Below are 17176 nucleotides of genomic sequence, written 5' to 3' on the forward strand. Positions count from 1 at the left end.
TATGAGTGATCCAATCGCCAGCCAAAGCGAAGAGGTTCAACAACAGCAACAAGTCAGTAATGATGATGAGGTGCGCGCCTACTATGAGGCTTTCGGCATTCAGTATCCTACGCCAGAGTTTGAGGGTGATGACTCTGAATTAGGCACAGACCCAGTAGGCCAGGATGATCCCGCCATAGATGATCCAGCAACCGAACCAGAGCTCAAAGGTATTCCAGTCAAGTACAACGGTCAGGAGACAGTGGTTCCAGACGACGAGGTGCGTGGTTATGTCGAAAAGGGCATGAACTATGACAAGATCAAAGACCGTAGTCAACAGTATGAGGTGGCCTTGAATCGCCTTGCACGCCAGCAGGGTTACAAGGATCACGCCGAGTTGTTAGAGAACTTGGATCGCATTGAGCAGGAGGCGGCACAACAGAAGCTTAATGACTTCGAGCAGCTAAAGACTTCATTGCGCGAGGATGCCGAAAACTCAGGCATTGATCCTGATTTGTTGGATAGGTATCTGGACAACCATCCGTTACTGCAACAGGCACAGGAAGCCGTACAGCGCAGTCAGCAAGAACAGGAGTACCGGAAGCAGGAAGAGTTGCAGCAGAAGCAGCTTGCAGGCTGGCAGATGCTGTTTGACAAGTATCCTGATCTGGCCGAGCAAGTGGACGCGGAGACAGGAACTGCCGCCTGGATGACTCCAGACATGCACGCACGACTGGAACGAGGTTATGACCCTATTGACGCTTACGAGCTGGTACACCGTGACGCGTTGACGGCTCAGACCCGCAAGCAGGCAGAGCAGGCTGTCATTAAGGCACAGCGGCTTAATAGGCGAGCTCAGGTGGAGACGAACCCGGGCGGTAGTCTGGAGCCGCAAGCACCAGAGGAATTAACGGCCGCATTTTCTCTATTCGGTATCGACCCGAAAAACGCGCAGAAATATGCGAAAAACTTCAATAAATAGGAGGTATGTGCGATGGCACAAGGATTTAAGTATGTATACAACGATTACGGTAAGGATCCGACACGTATCACAGAACTACTCATGACTGACAATGAGGCAGGGTTGGCAGGTGAAGCTATTAAGGTAGTTAATGGTCGCATCACGAAAGCTGGTCCGACAGATGCTATTGCAGGCTTCCTGACGGTCAATGTTACGGCGGGGACGAACAAGGAGACTGAGTTTATCCAGGCTCGCGAAGGCGATTGGTACGAAGCTCCATACACTGGCACGGCGGCCGTCGGGTTCACCACAGGAGCCAATGCAATTACGTTGGCGGCTGATGGTCTATCTGCTAATGCTGAAACTGTTACAGGTGGCCCGCTGGCGGTATTCGATATCAATACTAATAAAAAGACAGCACGGTTCAAAGTCAAGAACCGCCAAATGTCCTAAGGGGGAAATAAAATATGCAAACAGCACTAAGATGGGACCCACGGGTAATGGAGCCTATTTTCAAAGAACTTTATTCGCTTGCCATGAAGAATAAGAAAGACTTCATTCCACTCATGTACAATGTTACAAACTCTTCCAAGCCCATCGAGTCATACAACGGTATTGGCGGCGAGGGCCTCATGGAAGAATGGGGCAAGTCGAATAACCAAGTTTACTATGAAGACATTGATGAATTGTGGCAGAAGATCATCAAGAACCGTAAATTCTCTGACGGCCGAATCATTGATCGTGATTTTATTGACGATCTTCAGCTTACAGAAATCAAGCGTCGGATTACATCCCTTGCAGATGCGGTTTATAAGACTCAACAGTTACAAGCTGTAGAGTTTCTCAATAATGGATTTTCTACAACAGGACCGAACTGGAGAGGCCGAATTGATAACTATACTGGTCCAGACGGCAAGTCTTTGTTCGCGGCTGACCATCCATATAGTCCGACAAATAGCACAGATGTTCAGTCCAACTTGGGGAATAGCCCACTGACACTGGATGCGTGGGATGATACTGCAGTTGCCATGCAGGAATGGAAAGATGATAAGGGCAATCCGTTGGCCGTTATTCCTGACACGCTTATTGTGGCACCATATAATGCTCGTGCGGCTTTTAAAATTGCAGGTCTTCCTGATGCTGAGCTTCCCAAATATGAGCCAGGTTCAAACCACTTTGATGCGAATATGTATATGGGGAATATCAAGGTTATCGTCAATCCGTTCATTGACCCATCGAAGCGCAAGAACTGGTTTGCCGCTGATTCATCTCGATTGCAACAATTTAACATCTGGCAATGGAGACGCAAAGTAGAGAATGGAACAATGACTGACTTCGATACAGAAGCTACTAAATACAAAGCTATCGGTCGTTGGGCTTACGGTTTCACAAATTACTCCTTCATCTATGGACACAATATAACAACTTAATGGGGGCTTCGGCTCCCTTTTCTATTTTTGGAGGTGCAGAATGTATCGTGATGAATTAGACGCACTGAACGCTATTCATAATCTGTTGGGTAATATATTGAAACCAAAACGGCATGTGCCTCGGACAGTTGTTAGAAAACACCCACCCAAAAAGGCGCAAGTTAAACCAGTAAAGAATGGAGGTAGAAACAATGCTGTCAGAAAAAAGGAGTCCTAATTACGTAACTGTTATTCCGGCCGCCAATGCTACCAAGCTTCCTGAGAAACGACAACAGGATTACGTGGTGTTTGTGGACGATACCGGAAAGCCGGTTGATATCGGTGGTGGTGGATCATCTTCTGTAGCGTGGGCTGACATTACAGGCAAACCAGCTACTTTTGCCCCTACAATCGGAACAACAGCAACCACAGCGGCCGCAGGCAACCACACTCATACCATCGCTAATGTAACCGGGTTGCAGGCTGCGCTAGATGCCAAGCTGACCGCGAGTAAGGCAGCTACTCAAGCGAATAGTACGGCTACAGATGTAGCAGGCGTAGTAAGTGATTTGAACGCTCTGCTTGCTAAGTTAAAAGCAGCGGGGATAATGGCGTAATGAAGGTAAGCGATGTAGTCGAAGAAATCATTGAGAAGTCGCCACATACGCTGTCTCCTGCATCCATTCTGCGGAAGATCACCCAGGTACGTGACCGACTATTGCGCAATCTCGGCTCGGCACAGCAACAGTCAGAAACTCTATGTACAGCTATTGATCTTATCGAGGGTCAAGCATCGTATACTTTGCCTTGCCCGCCAAGCGCGGTTACAGAGGTCACGATGCTGTATGGTGACCAGTACATTCGATTACCGCTGAGACAGTTTCACAATGCATCAGTCAAACCTTATCACTACTTTCAAGCTGGACAGATTGGCATCGTGCCAACACCGGATGATGACGTGCCCTATGGCATAAAGATTTTTCATGCTCCTGTGCTTTATCCTCTGCGATTTGAGGACATGAATCGAGACACAGGGTTTGATCCCGACTATGATATGTTGCTGGTGTATGGTGTGCTGCGAGAGATCACAACAGGCAATGAATCACAGGAATATAACAATAAATATGAACAATTGTACACAGAGTACCAATCTGCTTCTAACGGGTACGAGCGGTATTCTGTAGATGAAAGGTGGTAAGCTATGCGGTTTCCATGGAGAGATACCAGTTCGGATATTGCTGGTGGACAACCACCACAATGGGAAACGCCGGGCGGAGCGCAGGCAAAAGCGGACAAAGCAGAGGAAGAATCAAAGAAATATACGGATGAAAAGAACGCCGACTTCACTGCGCACGTCCAGAATACGACTATCCACGTCACTCAAACTGATAAGGATAACTGGAACAGTAAGGCTCCAGGCAACCACACGCACCAGAACGCAACACCGACAACACCGGGTTTTGAATCTGCTGCGGATAAAACCAAACTGGATGGAATAGAGGATGGTGCAAATAATTACGTGCATCCAGCTACGCATCCGCCGTCCATCATCGCACAAGATACTGCCAATCGATTCGTAACTGATGCTGAAAAGGCTGCGTGGAACGCCAAAGCTGAAACGACAGTAGCTACGTCAGACACAAAAGGTCTTATGTCTGCTGCGGATAAAACAAAGCTAGATGGTATTGAGTCAGGCGCAGAAGTGAACCAAAACGCCTTTTCTACGTTTAAAGCACCAGGACAGGCTGATGTTACTGCTGGTTCCAAGCAGGAGACGATTAACTTTGCTGGCGGTACAGGTATCACCGTTACGACTGATCCTGCTGCCAAAAAGGTTATGATTACGGCAACAGGCGAAGCTACACCGGGGCCGCATGCTTCATCTCATATCACAGGAGGAACAGACATTATTCCTGATGCTGTGGCGGGCGGTGCATCTGGCCTTATGAGTGGAGACGATGCTACCTTCACACGTAATACTGGGGAAACAAAAACGGGTGCTCAGGCAAAAGCGGACGCAGCAGAAACAGCATCTAAGAATTACACAGATACCCGTATCACTGAGTTGGAAAAGGATGTTTCAGATGTGGCTGCTGTGGCTGCTGGTGCGGAGACGCCTGCAGGGGCGCAAGCGAAGGTCAATGAGTTGGGTGCAACAATTGCTACGCAGTTGGCAGATAAGGTTTCTCAGGAAGTGGCCATGTTTTATAGAGGTACATTAGCATCGGGCACAGGACTAAATACAATTAATAATAATGCTATATACAGATTATCTGGAAGTTATCCAAATTACCCAAGCTTTGCAAAGAGCAGTGATGCCGTAATGGTAGTGTTTAAGGGGGCAGATTATGTTGTGCAGACGCTCTATGTCAGCAGTGCTGATTCCGGCGTTGCGGGAGTGCAGAAAATTACGCGCGATGGTAACGGATCAATCTGGAGTGCATGGGTAGAAGATGGAAAGGCTTCTGTTTTTACGGAAGGTACATGGCTGAATGGGTGGACGGGTGACTTACGGCCTAAGATAGTAAAGAATAATAAGGTTGTGACCATTCATTTTTACGGTGTTAGAAGTGGAACGGCAACACAGCCTGCATTTATACTTCCTGTTGGATATAGACCTGTGTATGACGCGGAATTTTTATCCGACACTACAAATAAAGTGAGTATCAAAGCTGACGGAGGCGTAATACCATCTGGTAATCTCGGTTATTTCACACTTACTTTCGTTGCTCATCAGTAGAAAGGAGAATATGCATGAACCATGATTTGTATAGGATTGCAAATATTCCTGAGGATCTATGGCCGCTGAGTAGAGTGGTTGACGGAGTTATTTATACCCCTACGCTGGAGGAATTGCTTTCTAATGGCTTTATTACTCAAGAAGAATATGATAGACAGAAGTCGCTTTTTAATACTCAACCATCTGAAATCGAATTGCTTCGGGAAGAAAATACTACACTTAAACTCACTCTGGCTGAACTAGCTGAAACTCAGGAGGCTAATAAGACGGAGACTCAATCGGCGCTTGCTGAGCTTGCTGAAATGATCACAGGAGGTGCTTAATTGTGGCTAAAGTTTATTGCGATCTAATTAAGAAGGATCTAAAGACTATTGATGATGTCCCGTTGCGTTGGAAGGCAGAAGTACAAGCCCTGATTAACTTCGAAGCTTAATTGCGCTGGAGGTGAAACATTGATAACGATGTGTTAGTAGCACTTTGGAAACTTCACTAACATGACAAGGTTGACGAGTGAAAGAAACATTTAATATTGTTTCAAATCAATTGATATTCCGATAACGCCAACAACAGCAACCACAGGTTGTGAAAAGATCCAAAGTGCTACAATTGTAATTACTATAACAGTGTCGGTTCTTGTTGTAGGGACAGAGTTTTTACTCGCTTATTTTTTACCGCAGTTGAAATTATATTGACAATAATAATTATTGGGATCAATAAAATAATACTGAGAGAGGTATATAACATTGACCATTTCAGTGAACTTGTAACTACAAATGTTAAATTAAATTCGGTTCTAATAGATCCGAGAAAGAAATTCAAAATAACAAACATGTGTGAGTGGAATGCAAATATTAGTATTGTGGTTTTACCAATAAAAGATAATGACTTTGATTGATTAATAATTTTCGAGATAACAATACAAAAAATAATGCCAAAAAAAGCAGCTAAGTAGTAATAAAAGTAGTTGTGATACACTAGGCCAAACATGTCTACACTAGATAACTTCGAATTAAGTTTAGAGAAGATATATAGCAATAAAGCTGAACCTATCAGAATTTCTGTATTGTATCGAGAAATTCTTTTTTCAATAAAGTCGTTGTGGGTTTTAAATATGAATCCAACCCCAAAAAAGACCAAAGCGGTAAAAGAAGCGTCAATAAACCAAGGTAATCTAACCTTAGATAGTTCGCTGTAGTAATGCCCTAAAATTGAAGATGCAATAATGATTATTACTAGGTAGGTTTGGTTGATGCTAATTTTCGTAATAAAATGAAAAAGCAGCTGAACAATAAATAAGCAGGGCAAGAACCATAATACTGTATCAATCTTCATTGTAGTTGCTGATGCAATTATAAAACCTTTGATAATTGCATAGGTGGAGAAATTGGTGCTAAACACATCCTTCTCCCACAATATGTATATTAGGTATCCTATCAAAGAAAATACAAAATATGGCACCGCTAATATTTTAATCTTATGAAAGATAAACTTTGGGGTGTCATTATTTTTTTTGGGGTTGAAGACAAAACCAGATAGGAAGAAGAAAAGTGGGATATGGAAGGCGTAAATTATACTTTTCATTTCTGGTGTAGCAGGGGAGTGACCAATTACTACGAGAATAATCGCAATGCCCTTGGCAATATCAAGCCACTCAATTCGTCTTGATGCGTTCATCTTATTATCAATCCTTTTCTTGTTGTTTATAACAGGTAGATTATACCACAAGTTAAATATCATAATGAACATAATATTGAAGATAAGTAGTGAGGTGAGGTCTTGATAACAATTCTAAATTCATAGCGTCAACCTCTAGCTTTCTTAGAGAATTACCTCAACTATGGAGGATTACAATGAACATACTTGAAATTATTGCAGAATCGGACATTCTGGTACCGAACGAGGTGACGATAGCGGATAAGGTCTTGTGGCTGAACGCTTTGAACCAAGATTTCTTCAATGTGGTCAAGATCCCAAAGGTGATACAGTTTGGTTGCGTGGCTGGGCAGATAGACTTCACATTGCCACCAGACGTCAGGCAGAAGAACATAGACCTGTTGCTGATTGGACCATCACAATACCGTAGTCTGGATCATGAGGATGTAACACCGTACCAAAACTCATTTTCATACGACGACACAACCAAAACCATATCGATCTATCCAGCCCCTTATGCTGACCTAAGAGGCTTTTTGCGCTACTATCGGATCGCTACAACAACGTTCTTATCTACGGCTCTTAATGTACCTCCAGACGCACCAGAAGAATATCACTGGACGTATATCCCGGCGCTGGCTGCGTATATCGCCAACAGTCAGGACGACAGCGTTAAAGCAGCAAATTATGAGGCGCAGTATAAAGCTGCGTGGAATGTAGCTGCTCAGAACCATCAGGCAGGTGTTGTAAAGTGAAGCCTATTCAATATGACAGCCCCAACTATCAACCATTGCCGGGAATCCTTTCACCTGTTTCTATCCGCGAGTTTCGAGGGTTGAACACTTATGATCCACTGTCCATTGACGAGCGGTTTCTGACCGACATGCAAAACATGACAACCAGTGATTATCCTGCTATTACAACGCGCCCAGGTTATGCGGTCATTGGACAAGCGGGTAATAGAGTGTTAGGCATGGGAGTGTGGGAAGGGCGAGAGCTTCATGTCGTGTTCAACGATGGCACTTGGCGGCGCTGGAACGGCTCAGACTGGGCTACACTTGTAAGCGGCCTGAACACATCGGCTGAATGGACTTTCACTAATTTTCAAGGCAACCTTGATCGTGTAAACCTGATCGGATGTAATGGCGTGGATGCTATGCGCCGATATGACGGCGGTAGCGTGCAGTGGCTTGGCGGTTCATCGCCTGCCAGCGGCAAGTACATTACCACCTATCAAAATCGATTGTGGTGTGCAGTAGGTAAGGAATTATGGGCTTCCAAGCTGGACAACCCAACTGTGTGGGATAGCTTCTTAACCGAAGAAGGAAGTTACTGTAGGCAAATGGAATCATCACGCGGCGAACAAATAAGTATGCTTACGGGGAGTTTGACCAAACTCACTATAGGAATGCCAAATAGCCTGCATGAGTTGTATGGCGGCTTGCCTTCAGATTTCAACACGAAGTTGATTACTGAGGATATGGGGCCAGTGGCAAATAAGGCTACAGTGACTCAGGAAGGATTCCTTCGCTTCATTCATAGAACAGGCATATACGACTACGGCGGCGGCACGCTTCCGAGCAAAAGTTTCTCAGATATCATAGGAACTTATTTAGACGGTGTAACAGATCAGAGCGCGGCGGGGACGGACGGTACGCGTATGCTATTCAATATCCCAGGAGACAAGTTGCTGGTGTATGATCCGCGTCCAGGTATTCAGGCGTGGAGCTTATGGCGTGGCATTCAAGCAGTTCATTTCATACAAATGGGCAATAAGCTGTACGTGGGCGATGCGCAGGGCCGCGTACTACGTCTGGAGGGGCAAACGGATGCCGGGAATGCTATTGCATGGAGCGCCACAACAAAGCCATTTAACGGCGGTACAATCGCTCAGAAACAACGCTGGTACAAGCTTTGGGTGGTAGTAGAACTATCAGGAAATATGGATATATACGTTTCATCCTCCATATCCGGGAATGATTGGACATTGGTCAACTCTATTTCTGGTAGCGGTGCCCCTCAAGTTCGAAGAGTTATTATTCCTGTAGCAAAGTTCACGCGAGAGAACTGGATTCGTGTTAGGTTCTCTGGTTCTGGATGGGCACGAATCCATGAGTTCACAAGACAAGTACGGCAGTTGCCGCTTTATTAGGAGGTTTAGCATGGCGACATGGAGTGACAGTCCACGATTAAGTGGACCACCGGATACACAAGATTTAGGGCAGTTGTTGCTATACGTTAAAGACCTTGCCAACACTGTAGCGAAAATGGCAAAGGATTTGGAATTCATCATTAATGGTAACTTGGATGCCAACAACATTCGGGCAAATAGTATACAGGCTAAGAACCTACAAGCTGGATCGGTCACGGCAGATAAGATTCAGGCCGGAGCAATTAGCGCTGATAAAATCCAAGCAGGTGCGATTACATCAGAAAAGATTCAAGCCAACGCGGTGACAGCTGATAAGATCCAAGTCAGGCAGTTATCTGCGATTTCAGCCGATATGGGTAAAATCACGGCGGGGGAAATCTATGGCGCTTATATCGCTACTTCAGAAGACCGATTCCCAATGGTCACCTTAACACCTGATGGGCTCACAGGCTATAATTCACGTGGTGGAGAAGCTTTGTCGCTTGGACAGTCCAGTGAAGGTGGGGCGCTTTTGTTTATGGACGATGGATCGCCACGAGGCAGTATTTTTGGAGACTCGGAAGGGTTTCATGTGGGTAATATGGCTAGTGTTCATATTAAATCTATCGATGATAAGACTTATTTAGATGGTGCAGTTAGTTTCGAAAATGCAACAGAAGTAAGTGGATTGAAGATGGGATATATAGAAGGGCTGAGAGATAAAATTTCTAATTTGGAAAATTCCATTGGAGAATTTCGTGGAGAACTAGTGAATGGATTAATCGTGAATGCAGCATTTGACCCGGCAAGTCGTAACCTGAAGTTATTTAGTCAGACAAGAACAGTTGCTTCAGTAAACATTCCTGCTGGTACTAGTTCGACAACATGATGTTTACTGCACCTCCTACCGATGGTAATATTAGGACAAATATACTATGTAGGAGGTACGGATAATGAAAAAATGGTCTTATTTACTTAGTGGTGTATTGATCGGAGCAGTTGTTGCTACGGCTGGTAGTGCATTCGCGGATCAAATCAAATCTCTAGTCGGTGAAAAGGTAGCGGGGGAATATTCGGTCAAGGTGAATGGAACTTCTCTTTCCGAAAGTGCCATTGTGGTAGACGGAAAGGCACATGTACCTTTGAGAGCTGTAACCGACTCCTTGGGAGCAAGTTTAAAAGTGGAAGGAAAAACTGTTGAAATAACTGCGGGAAATACTACTGAAACACCTAAATCAACGAATAGTAGTGATATAGCGCAAACCCAATTAAATGAAAAAAGCAAATCCGAAAAACTTATTATCTACTCTGAATCCGATAAAGCTTTTTGGGAAAGATCGCTGAGTGACGTAGAAGACAGTCAAGTTAAACTCAAAAAAAGAATTGATGAACTATCAAATTTACCAGCCAGTAATGACCCTATTACTCAAGAATCAAGAAAAAAATCCTTAGTACACACGCAGGGACTTATAGAGGAAAATAACAAAAAAATAAATGAGTACAAAGGGAAAATAGCTGAGATTGAGGAAAATCTCGCTAAATATAAAAACTATCGTAAATAAATAATTACCAAGGACCCTCAATTGAGAGTCCTTTTTTCATGCTCAGAAACGGAGGTGTGAAATGGAAACCACCAATAATTACGGCATCCGGCAGGCGCTGAACAGTAAAGGCGTTAACAATAGCCGAATTGGATACAGCAATGGATATGTAACAGTAGATGGGAAGAACTTTTTGAAAGCTGGTTCTGTTAACAATGGATCTGCCATGACAACACAACAAGGATTTAATAATGCATGGAACAGCTTAAAGCCTACCAGCGCACCTGTGAAGGTTCCTAATCAGCCTACATCTTCTCCAAGTCCAATGGTACAGGCTGCTACCGGTGTACAAAGTTCACCACAGGCCACGTATACGCCCGTCCAAAGACAGACGGAGCAAACATTACAACGTATGAACGATATGATTAACAATCAGCCATCATTCCAATATAAAGCTCCTGATCCGTGGAGCTATAATCCGCAGGATGATCCATCGTATACATCGAGTCTCGCAGAGGCTAAGCGGAACATCGAAACGGAGCAGGCCGACACTAACGCTCGTTTGAGGGCAAATGGTCAAGGCAAGTCCTCTTATAGCGAACTGGTATCAAATCAAGTGGCTGACAACACCATGTCGAGCCTAGCGAATACACTGGTACCGCAACTCATGCAGCAGTCATATGCACGGTATCAGGATGCGGCCAATCGTGATTTGCAGCTTCAACAGCTTAATTATGGAGTTCAGCGAGACAAAATGGGCGACCTTACTAATTTGTATGGCTTGCAAAATCAGGAGTATTTCCAAAATCCGATCACCGAGGCGCAACTTACAGGCAATTACCTGCCGGCAGAAGGACGACAAGCAATTGATCAATTGTTGTCACTCAAGCAACAGGCAGAAGTTAAAGGTGTTACAGCAGAGCAACGTGCCAGCCTGACGAAACAAGCAGACGGTATCCGGGCGCAGTTGTCAGCATTGGGTATCGATCCAAGCAAGTACGGAGCTAATGTGAACTACAATACGGCTCGTACAGCAAGTCCAGGCATTCGTACCCTTCAGGGGCAACAGATGGATCTGCAAACACGTCAGGCCAACCAGCAAGCGGCTACTGCTGTCAGCGAGTTGAGTGGAAAGTTGGTTACACCACAGAGTGATTGGCAGGGTCTGTATCGACAGGCAGCTAATCCGAATGCGCCACAGACATTCCAAGCCCAACAGTTTGCGTATCAGAAGGCAAGGGACGCGATCACAGATCAACAATGGAAGATGAAGTTTGACCAAGACGTTCAGCAGTTTGGTATGACTTATGCTTTGCAAAGCTTACAAGAACAAAACCAAGTTGCATACCGTCAAGCTACACTTGCGCTTCAAGCGGACGATAATGATCGTCAATGGGCCGATTTGGATTATCGTCAATCCAATCCATCGGGTGCTAAGGGAGGCCTAACAGCTAATCAAGTGCTGGAGAGCATGAAGGGCCTGTATTCGGTTCCTGTGTATGGTAAAAACGCTGATGGTGACAGTGTAAAAGAAGGCACCAAGATAACAACGGATGCTAGCAAACGCCAAGAAATGTTCCAGAACGTTGTAGACGCTGGCTTGAGTGATGCTGAAACAGATCAGATTCTGGCTTCTTTAGGCATGTCCAAAAAAGAAATTGAAAAGTTCACAAAAGTGTATTCGGGAAAATGAATACCTCGTTAGGTGCGCCGCAAGCCTATCGGGGGTTAATTACCAGCTCAGCAAAAAAATATGGCGTTCCCGCCGGGCTGGTTGACGCGGTAATTAATGCAGAGTCCAGCTATAACCCTAGGGTGAAAAGTCCTGTGGGAGCTGCCGGCTTGATGCAACTTATGCCGGGCACAGCCGCCGGTCTTGGGGTTAGCAATGTGTATGATCCTGCTCAAAACATTGATGGTGGTACGAGGTATCTCAAAGGGCAAATTGACCGTTACGGCGGCGACTATCAACTGGCGCTTGCCGCTTATAATTGGGGCCCTGGTAACGTAAACAAGGCTATAAAAAAATACGGGAAAAGTTGGTCCGCAATACAAGCGCATGCACCAAAAGAAACACAGAAGTATGTAGCGAAGATAACGAAGAATTGGAGGGGTTAATGTGGCGTCTAAATACGATGGGGTGCGTAATCGCAGACAGCAAGGGGAAGATGCACGAGCTAGAGTATTAGAAAGAGTAAACAACCCTAGCTCTGTAAGTGGAGTTAATACCGAAAGCAAATATGCTGCTGTGCGAAATCGTACTGCCGATATTTCACCTCCTACGTTATTAGACAATGTAAAGAGCGCTCTGACAAGTCCGGGTGTACAGGACTTTGTTAATAGAGGATTGAATTATGCAGGTCAAGAGATGCAACGACAGGCGGCTGAACGTGAGAAAAATCGTCTTAAGCTGCCTCCATCCCTGATAATTGGTCCTGGCTTTATTGAAAATTCCACGTTTACACAGGCGACCCAAGGAAATAGAGATGCTATAGGCACTTATAGAGCTGCTACGGGTAAAACGATCAAACCATTGAGTGCATATGAACAATGGATGGACGGACTGGACCAAGATATAAAAAGGTTTCCTGCAATCGCACCATTAAGACCGGTATCGGGAGGAATTGCAAAACTCTTGTTTGATACGAAGCCAGGACAGTTTACATCGCGTACTTTTGGACAAGCGGGTAGTTTTGTAACAGGTGATAAGCCTTACTATGACGTTACAACTGGCAATGCTACAGCCGATAAGGTAGCAGATTTTACTGGCTCTCTTGCTGGTCTTGCTGCTTCAGGAATTAATCCTGGTGCCCCAGGGGTTCAAGGACAGAACCTAATAACTGCCCCGCTAGAAGCTGCTGAGGGCGTACTTGCGACACGCGCTGGTAACGCCCTTACAAATACTATTAGCAGACAAGCCACAAGGATTCCGGGAGTAAGTGCCGGGACTGCGGATAAGTTAACTCGTGGAGTGTTGAGCGGGGCTGCTGCTGGCGCTGTTGGAAATACAGCAATGGGCATCAACCGTGATGAGACTACAGGCAGAGAAATGGTTCATAATGCCGGTATGGGTGCAGCATTTGGAGCTGGTGGGGAAGTAGTGGCCAGAGGTGTCGGGGCTGGCTGGCGTTCGCTGTTTAAGAAAAACGGCATCCCTGACAGTGAAGTGTCTGAAATTCTCAGTCTGCCTGTGGGTAGAAAGGACGCTCGTATTAATTCTGCAACAGCCCGATCTGTCCAGCAAGCAGGTGACGAAGCAATTGCTAATCCATTTACGTTCGATTTGCCTGAGGGCTTGCCACAGACGCGGCGGAACATGGCAAACGCTGCTGAAGGGCGTGGAGAGATACAGCAGATTAACTCACGTCTGCAAGAGCTGGAAAGTCAATATGGACAAAGATTGATTGACGAGTATAAATACCTCAAACAGTCTCGTGACAGTCGCGGTGGAGTGTCGCAAGGTCAATTACAACGCACTCCAGAGGGTGATGTTATTGGCCGTTCTGGACGCACGTCTCAGAATCCGCTGTGGTACCAAGAGTTTTACCAGACTCATGGGAAAGTCCCGAGCAATAAGGATTTATACAATCTGGCGAAAGAGCGTGTTGATAATGGCTTTCGTGATGAAGCAGGACAGGTACCTTCTTGGCGGCAGACAAGCGGGTTTGATGAACAAGTGGCAGCCTATACGGCAGCTCGGGATAATTTGCGGACTGGTGTGCAGGAGTTTGACCCAGCTTTACACGTTACGGATCAGCCGCTTGTATCGAGCCGTTTAAGACAAGAGGAATCAGGATCAGGTCCTCGTATTAACGATAAATCCATTAACAAGCAGGAAACTTTCAATATTAACGATCCAGCGGTTCCTGAGTTCATGCGGGCAAGACAAGCTAGACAAGAAGCGGCGAGGGCAAGACAGGAGCCTGTTGCGTCTGAAAATTCGCCTATTCAGCCCGATGAAAGCTATGTATTGCCGAAACAGTACGAAGATCATAGCGGAGGTTTGGGTATCTCGGCGTTCAGCCGTACAAAGCCGTATGACTCGTTATCAACTTCCACCCGTTCGCAATTGGTTACCCGTCAGATGCGTGAACCTCGGAGCCTGAAAGGTTCGGCTGACCGTTTGTATACTGCGCTGGTTGACGATCTGCACTCTATGAATAAGTTTGACAAGATGGTTGAAGACGTACTGGGTAGGAAATTGTCAGCAACGGAGAGCACACATAAACTTGGTCTGGCTGCGCGTGGTTCGGATATGGTTGCCCGACAAATTGTTACGGACAAGATGGTGAATAGCGCGGGGGAAGTGGTTGGGGATTCGTTACAAGATGTTTTGTCTACTTTGCCAGGTGGGAAAAATGCGACTCGGGTAAATAGTGGAACGCGTGGAGAACTACGGTCACGTACCAGCAAGAATATTTATGTCGACTTTGAAGACTATCTTATCAACAAACATGCTATTACTCGGTGGGACCGTGGCGAAAAGGTGTTTTCCGATAAACTAGAGTGGACACCCGAAAAGGGACAAAAAATCGTGAGTGAATATGAACGAGTGTTTCCTGAGTTTGCTGAGACGGCTGATAAGCTGTATGAATTTAACCGCAACTTGGTCAATACGTGGCTGGTGGATACAGGTGTTATCAGCAAAGAAATGGCAGAAGCTTGGTTCCGTGAGAATCCGTACTACGTACCAAACAAGCGTTATTTTACATCTCTTGAGAAACGCAATGGTGCAGGCGGCAAGGCTAAGCAAGGATACGGTAATCAGTCCAATCCGGTCAAAGGCTACAGCAAGGGTGGATCTCAGCGGAAAATCATTTCGCCTATTGAGGCAACGATAGAAAACGTCGATGCCTATGTAAAAACGGCCAAGCGTAATCAGGTCATGCAGCAGTTTGTAAAAAACCTTAATCAAGATGCCGAGGCATTTAAGGATATCGCCACAGTAGTTGTGTCTCGGGACAAGGCAAAGGAACAAGTAGCACGGGAGATACTCGAAGCAAACGGACTTGATAAATTCATGCAATCACTTGACGAGGACTACGCGAGACTGCACCGGAACCGATTGGATACTGACGACACTGTGCGCGTGCTCATGAATGGTGAGCCAGTACGTGTAAAAGTCCACGATGCTCAGATTCTTGATGCGGTAACGTCACTCGGGCCGCAGGGTGCTAATGCTGTTATGGATGCAATCGGCTGGCTGACCAATAAAATGAAGACATTAACTACTGGAGCAAACCCTGTTTTTTCTCTGACACGTAACTTGTTTCGAGATATTCCGCAGGCTTATGTAGCTTCTAAAACAACGAACAACCCAGTTAGATTTATCATGGATCTGGCTGACGCTTCTGTACAGATACTCCGTAATGGTGAGTTGTATAAACAGTACAAACGGGTGGGCGGCGGTCATAGTTCTCCTATTGCTGCTGACCGAAATTTGCTGGCTCAAAGCAAACGTTCTGTTTTGCCTAAGAACATGTTGAAGGATCTCGGCCCCCGCTTGTATTATGGGCTAGAGAATGTCATGAACGCCGTGGAGTCTGCACCGCGTTTGGCAGAATTTAAGCGTGTAGCTAAAGGTAGTGCGCCGGGAGATCTTCAAAAAGCTCTTTTTGCAGCCCAGGATGTAACGGTTAATTTTAAGCGGCGGGGGAGACTAGTACGCGATTTAGACAAAGCTTTCCCTTACATGAATGCGGCCCTGCAAGGTCTGGACCAATTCGCTCGTGTTTTTAAGGACAATCCAGTGAAGGCAACCATAAAAGCTGTTTTGGCCCTGACAGTCCCAAGCGTTGTGACATATGTCTGGAACCATGACGATCCGAATTACCAAAAGTTAAGTAACCGGGTAAAGGATTCATTCATCTTGATTCCTAAGGGAGATGGCACGTTTATTAAGATAGCCAAACCGCAAGAACTTGGTACTCTATTTTCAGATCTTCCAGAACGCCTGCTTCGCAGTTTTAAGGATGATGATCCGGCAGCCTTTAGGGATTTTGCTGATCGTATCCGCACAACATTTACGCCGCCAGGAATACAGGGCGCGTTGAAAGAGGGGAGTATCACCGATCGACTTCTTGGTATGGGCGGCGAAACAATACTTGGACCCGTGTCTGACTTGGCGGCTAACAAAACTTTTTCCGGCTCGCCAATTGTTCCAGGCTATCTGCAAAACCTATCGCCTGAGTTACAGACTGATGCTAAAACGACCAAGATTGCTACTTGGCTGGGAGAGAAAACAGGCACAAGTCCTAAGCAACTAGATTATCTGGCCCGACAATATACTGGCTTCATTGGACAGTTTGGGCAGCCGCTTTTGTCGCCAGGTGGGGATTTTGGCGACGCTCTAACACAACAGGTTACTGCTGATCCTGTTTTCTCAAACGATATCAGCACAGAGTTTTACAAATACAAGAGTAAGCTCGACCAAGTAAATAATGATTCTGATTTACGGAAGCCTCCTGCTTGGTATGATGATTCGCTGCGTAAAAAGTTGAACAAGATTAGCAAGAAAATGAGCGCGATTCGTAAGGATGTTAGGGTTGTGCAGAACGATGAATCTATTAGCAATAAGGAGAAACGTGCAAGATTACGTTCGCTGCAACAACAAATAAACGATCTGGCTGAGGGCGGTAATGAACTGGCCCGCGGTAAAGTCCCTTACTAAGCGGGGAAGATACTTGGGCGCGTATATGACGCGCTCTTTTTGTTGTCTAAATAATTATGACAAAGCTCAAGAAAAGTTTCCTAAGCAAAAAT

The 17176-nt window shown here is 45.6% G+C and carries 16 protein-coding genes; 15 read left to right on the forward strand and 1 reads right to left on the reverse strand.

What is annotated here, in order from left to right; genetic code table 11:
- The first annotated feature begins 1 nt into the window (after position 1).
- The 8 genes from G9G53_RS01270 (at position 2) to G9G53_RS26230 (ending at position 5522) form a co-directional block, all read left to right on the forward strand.
- Complete coding sequence (locus tag G9G53_RS01270; RefSeq protein ID WP_165144827.1) at positions 2 to 961, forward strand: hypothetical protein; 960 nt, start codon at positions 2 to 4, stop codon at positions 959 to 961.
- A gap of 12 nt (positions 962 to 973) precedes the next feature.
- A complete protein-coding gene (locus G9G53_RS01275) occupies positions 974 to 1393 on the forward strand; it encodes a hypothetical protein (protein ID WP_165144830.1) in 420 nt (139 codons plus the stop codon).
- Positions 1394 to 1407: 14 nt separating this feature from the next.
- Entirely contained in the window at positions 1408 to 2370 is a 963-nt protein-coding gene (locus G9G53_RS01280) for a Mu-like prophage major head subunit gpT family protein (RefSeq protein WP_165144833.1), read from the forward strand.
- A gap of 455 nt (positions 2371 to 2825) precedes the next feature.
- Positions 2826 to 2966: a head fiber protein gene (locus tag G9G53_RS26790; protein ID WP_425312588.1), complete on the forward strand. Its 141-nt coding sequence runs from the start codon at positions 2826 to 2828 to the stop codon at positions 2964 to 2966.
- Complete coding sequence (locus G9G53_RS01290; RefSeq protein WP_165144836.1) at positions 2966 to 3547, forward strand: phage adaptor protein; 582 nt, start codon at positions 2966 to 2968, stop codon at positions 3545 to 3547. Before G9G53_RS26790 ends, G9G53_RS01290 begins: the two co-directional genes overlap by 1 nt.
- 3 nt (positions 3548 to 3550) lie before the next feature.
- Positions 3551 to 5089 carry a hypothetical protein gene (locus G9G53_RS01295; RefSeq protein ID WP_165144402.1) on the forward strand — a complete coding sequence of 513 codons (1539 nt, stop codon included), beginning with the start codon at positions 3551 to 3553 and terminating at the stop codon, positions 5087 to 5089.
- 14 nt (positions 5090 to 5103) lie between these two features.
- A complete protein-coding gene (locus G9G53_RS01300; protein WP_165144839.1) occupies positions 5104 to 5412 on the forward strand; it encodes a hypothetical protein in 309 nt (102 codons plus the stop codon).
- Positions 5413 to 5414: 2 nt separating this feature from the next.
- Positions 5415 to 5522 (forward strand): CD1375 family protein, encoded by a 108-nt coding sequence (locus tag G9G53_RS26230; RefSeq protein ID WP_194362208.1) that lies wholly within the window; start codon positions 5415 to 5417, stop codon positions 5520 to 5522.
- A 182-nt stretch (positions 5523 to 5704) separates the two neighbouring features.
- On the opposite strand, the gene G9G53_RS01305 is transcribed toward G9G53_RS26230, so the two are convergent.
- Entirely contained in the window at positions 5705 to 6763 is a 1059-nt protein-coding gene (locus tag G9G53_RS01305) for an acyltransferase family protein (protein WP_165144842.1), read from the reverse strand.
- Positions 6764 to 6939: 176 nt separating this feature from the next.
- Between G9G53_RS01305 and G9G53_RS01310 the strand changes: the two genes are divergently transcribed.
- The 7 genes from G9G53_RS01310 (at position 6940) to G9G53_RS01340 (ending at position 17084) form a co-directional block, all read left to right on the forward strand.
- Positions 6940 to 7497 (forward strand): phage adaptor protein, encoded by a 558-nt coding sequence (locus tag G9G53_RS01310; RefSeq protein ID WP_165144845.1) that lies wholly within the window; start codon positions 6940 to 6942, stop codon positions 7495 to 7497.
- Positions 7494 to 8894: a hypothetical protein gene (locus tag G9G53_RS01315; protein ID WP_165144848.1), complete on the forward strand. Its 1401-nt coding sequence runs from the start codon at positions 7494 to 7496 to the stop codon at positions 8892 to 8894. Before G9G53_RS01310 ends, G9G53_RS01315 begins: the two co-directional genes overlap by 4 nt.
- 10 nt (positions 8895 to 8904) lie before the next feature.
- A complete protein-coding gene (locus G9G53_RS01320; protein ID WP_165144851.1) occupies positions 8905 to 9762 on the forward strand; it encodes a hypothetical protein in 858 nt (285 codons plus the stop codon).
- Between the two features lie 64 nt (positions 9763 to 9826).
- Complete coding sequence (locus G9G53_RS01325) at positions 9827 to 10435, forward strand: 2,' 3'-cyclic nucleotide 2'-phosphodiesterase (RefSeq protein WP_165144854.1); 609 nt, start codon at positions 9827 to 9829, stop codon at positions 10433 to 10435.
- 61 nt (positions 10436 to 10496) lie between these two features.
- Positions 10497 to 12107, forward strand: coding sequence for a hypothetical protein (locus G9G53_RS01330; protein WP_165144857.1), 1611 nt, complete (start codon positions 10497 to 10499; stop codon positions 12105 to 12107).
- Positions 12104 to 12532, forward strand: a complete 429-nt coding sequence (locus G9G53_RS01335) for a lytic transglycosylase domain-containing protein (RefSeq protein WP_165144860.1) — start codon at positions 12104 to 12106, stop codon at positions 12530 to 12532. The genes G9G53_RS01330 and G9G53_RS01335 overlap by 4 nt, the downstream gene beginning before the upstream one ends.
- Before the next feature lies 1 nt (position 12533).
- A complete protein-coding gene (locus G9G53_RS01340) occupies positions 12534 to 17084 on the forward strand; it encodes an LPD38 domain-containing protein (RefSeq protein WP_165144863.1) in 4551 nt (1516 codons plus the stop codon).
- Positions 17085 to 17176 lie beyond the last annotated feature (92 nt).

It is taken from the genome of Paenibacillus sp. EKM206P (assembly GCF_011066155.1).
Taxonomy (GTDB): Bacteria; Bacillota; Bacilli; order Paenibacillales; family Paenibacillaceae; genus Paenibacillus; species Paenibacillus polymyxa_D.

What these genes read in the sequence shown, in the direction of transcription:
- G9G53_RS01270 (WP_165144827.1), top strand. Translation starts at nt 2, where the DNA reads ATGAGTGATCCAATCGCCAGCCAAAGCGAAGAGGTTCAACAACAGCAA.
- G9G53_RS01275 (WP_165144830.1), top strand. Translation starts at nt 974, where the DNA reads ATGGCACAAGGATTTAAGTATGTATACAACGATTACGGTAAGGATCCG.
- G9G53_RS01280 (WP_165144833.1), top strand. Translation starts at nt 1,408, where the DNA reads ATGCAAACAGCACTAAGATGGGACCCACGGGTAATGGAGCCTATTTTC.
- G9G53_RS01290 (WP_165144836.1), top strand. Translation starts at nt 2,966, where the DNA reads ATGAAGGTAAGCGATGTAGTCGAAGAAATCATTGAGAAGTCGCCACAT.
- G9G53_RS01295 (WP_165144402.1), top strand. Translation starts at nt 3,551, where the DNA reads ATGCGGTTTCCATGGAGAGATACCAGTTCGGATATTGCTGGTGGACAA.
- G9G53_RS01300 (WP_165144839.1), top strand. Translation starts at nt 5,104, where the DNA reads ATGAACCATGATTTGTATAGGATTGCAAATATTCCTGAGGATCTATGG.
- G9G53_RS01305 (WP_165144842.1), bottom strand. Translation starts at nt 6,763, where the DNA reads ATGAACGCATCAAGACGAATTGAGTGGCTTGATATTGCCAAGGGCATT.
- G9G53_RS01310 (WP_165144845.1), top strand. Translation starts at nt 6,940, where the DNA reads ATGAACATACTTGAAATTATTGCAGAATCGGACATTCTGGTACCGAAC.
- G9G53_RS01320 (WP_165144851.1), top strand. Translation starts at nt 8,905, where the DNA reads ATGGCGACATGGAGTGACAGTCCACGATTAAGTGGACCACCGGATACA.
- G9G53_RS01325 (WP_165144854.1), top strand. Translation starts at nt 9,827, where the DNA reads ATGAAAAAATGGTCTTATTTACTTAGTGGTGTATTGATCGGAGCAGTT.
- G9G53_RS01330 (WP_165144857.1), top strand. Translation starts at nt 10,497, where the DNA reads ATGGAAACCACCAATAATTACGGCATCCGGCAGGCGCTGAACAGTAAA.
- G9G53_RS01335 (WP_165144860.1), top strand. Translation starts at nt 12,104, where the DNA reads ATGAATACCTCGTTAGGTGCGCCGCAAGCCTATCGGGGGTTAATTACC.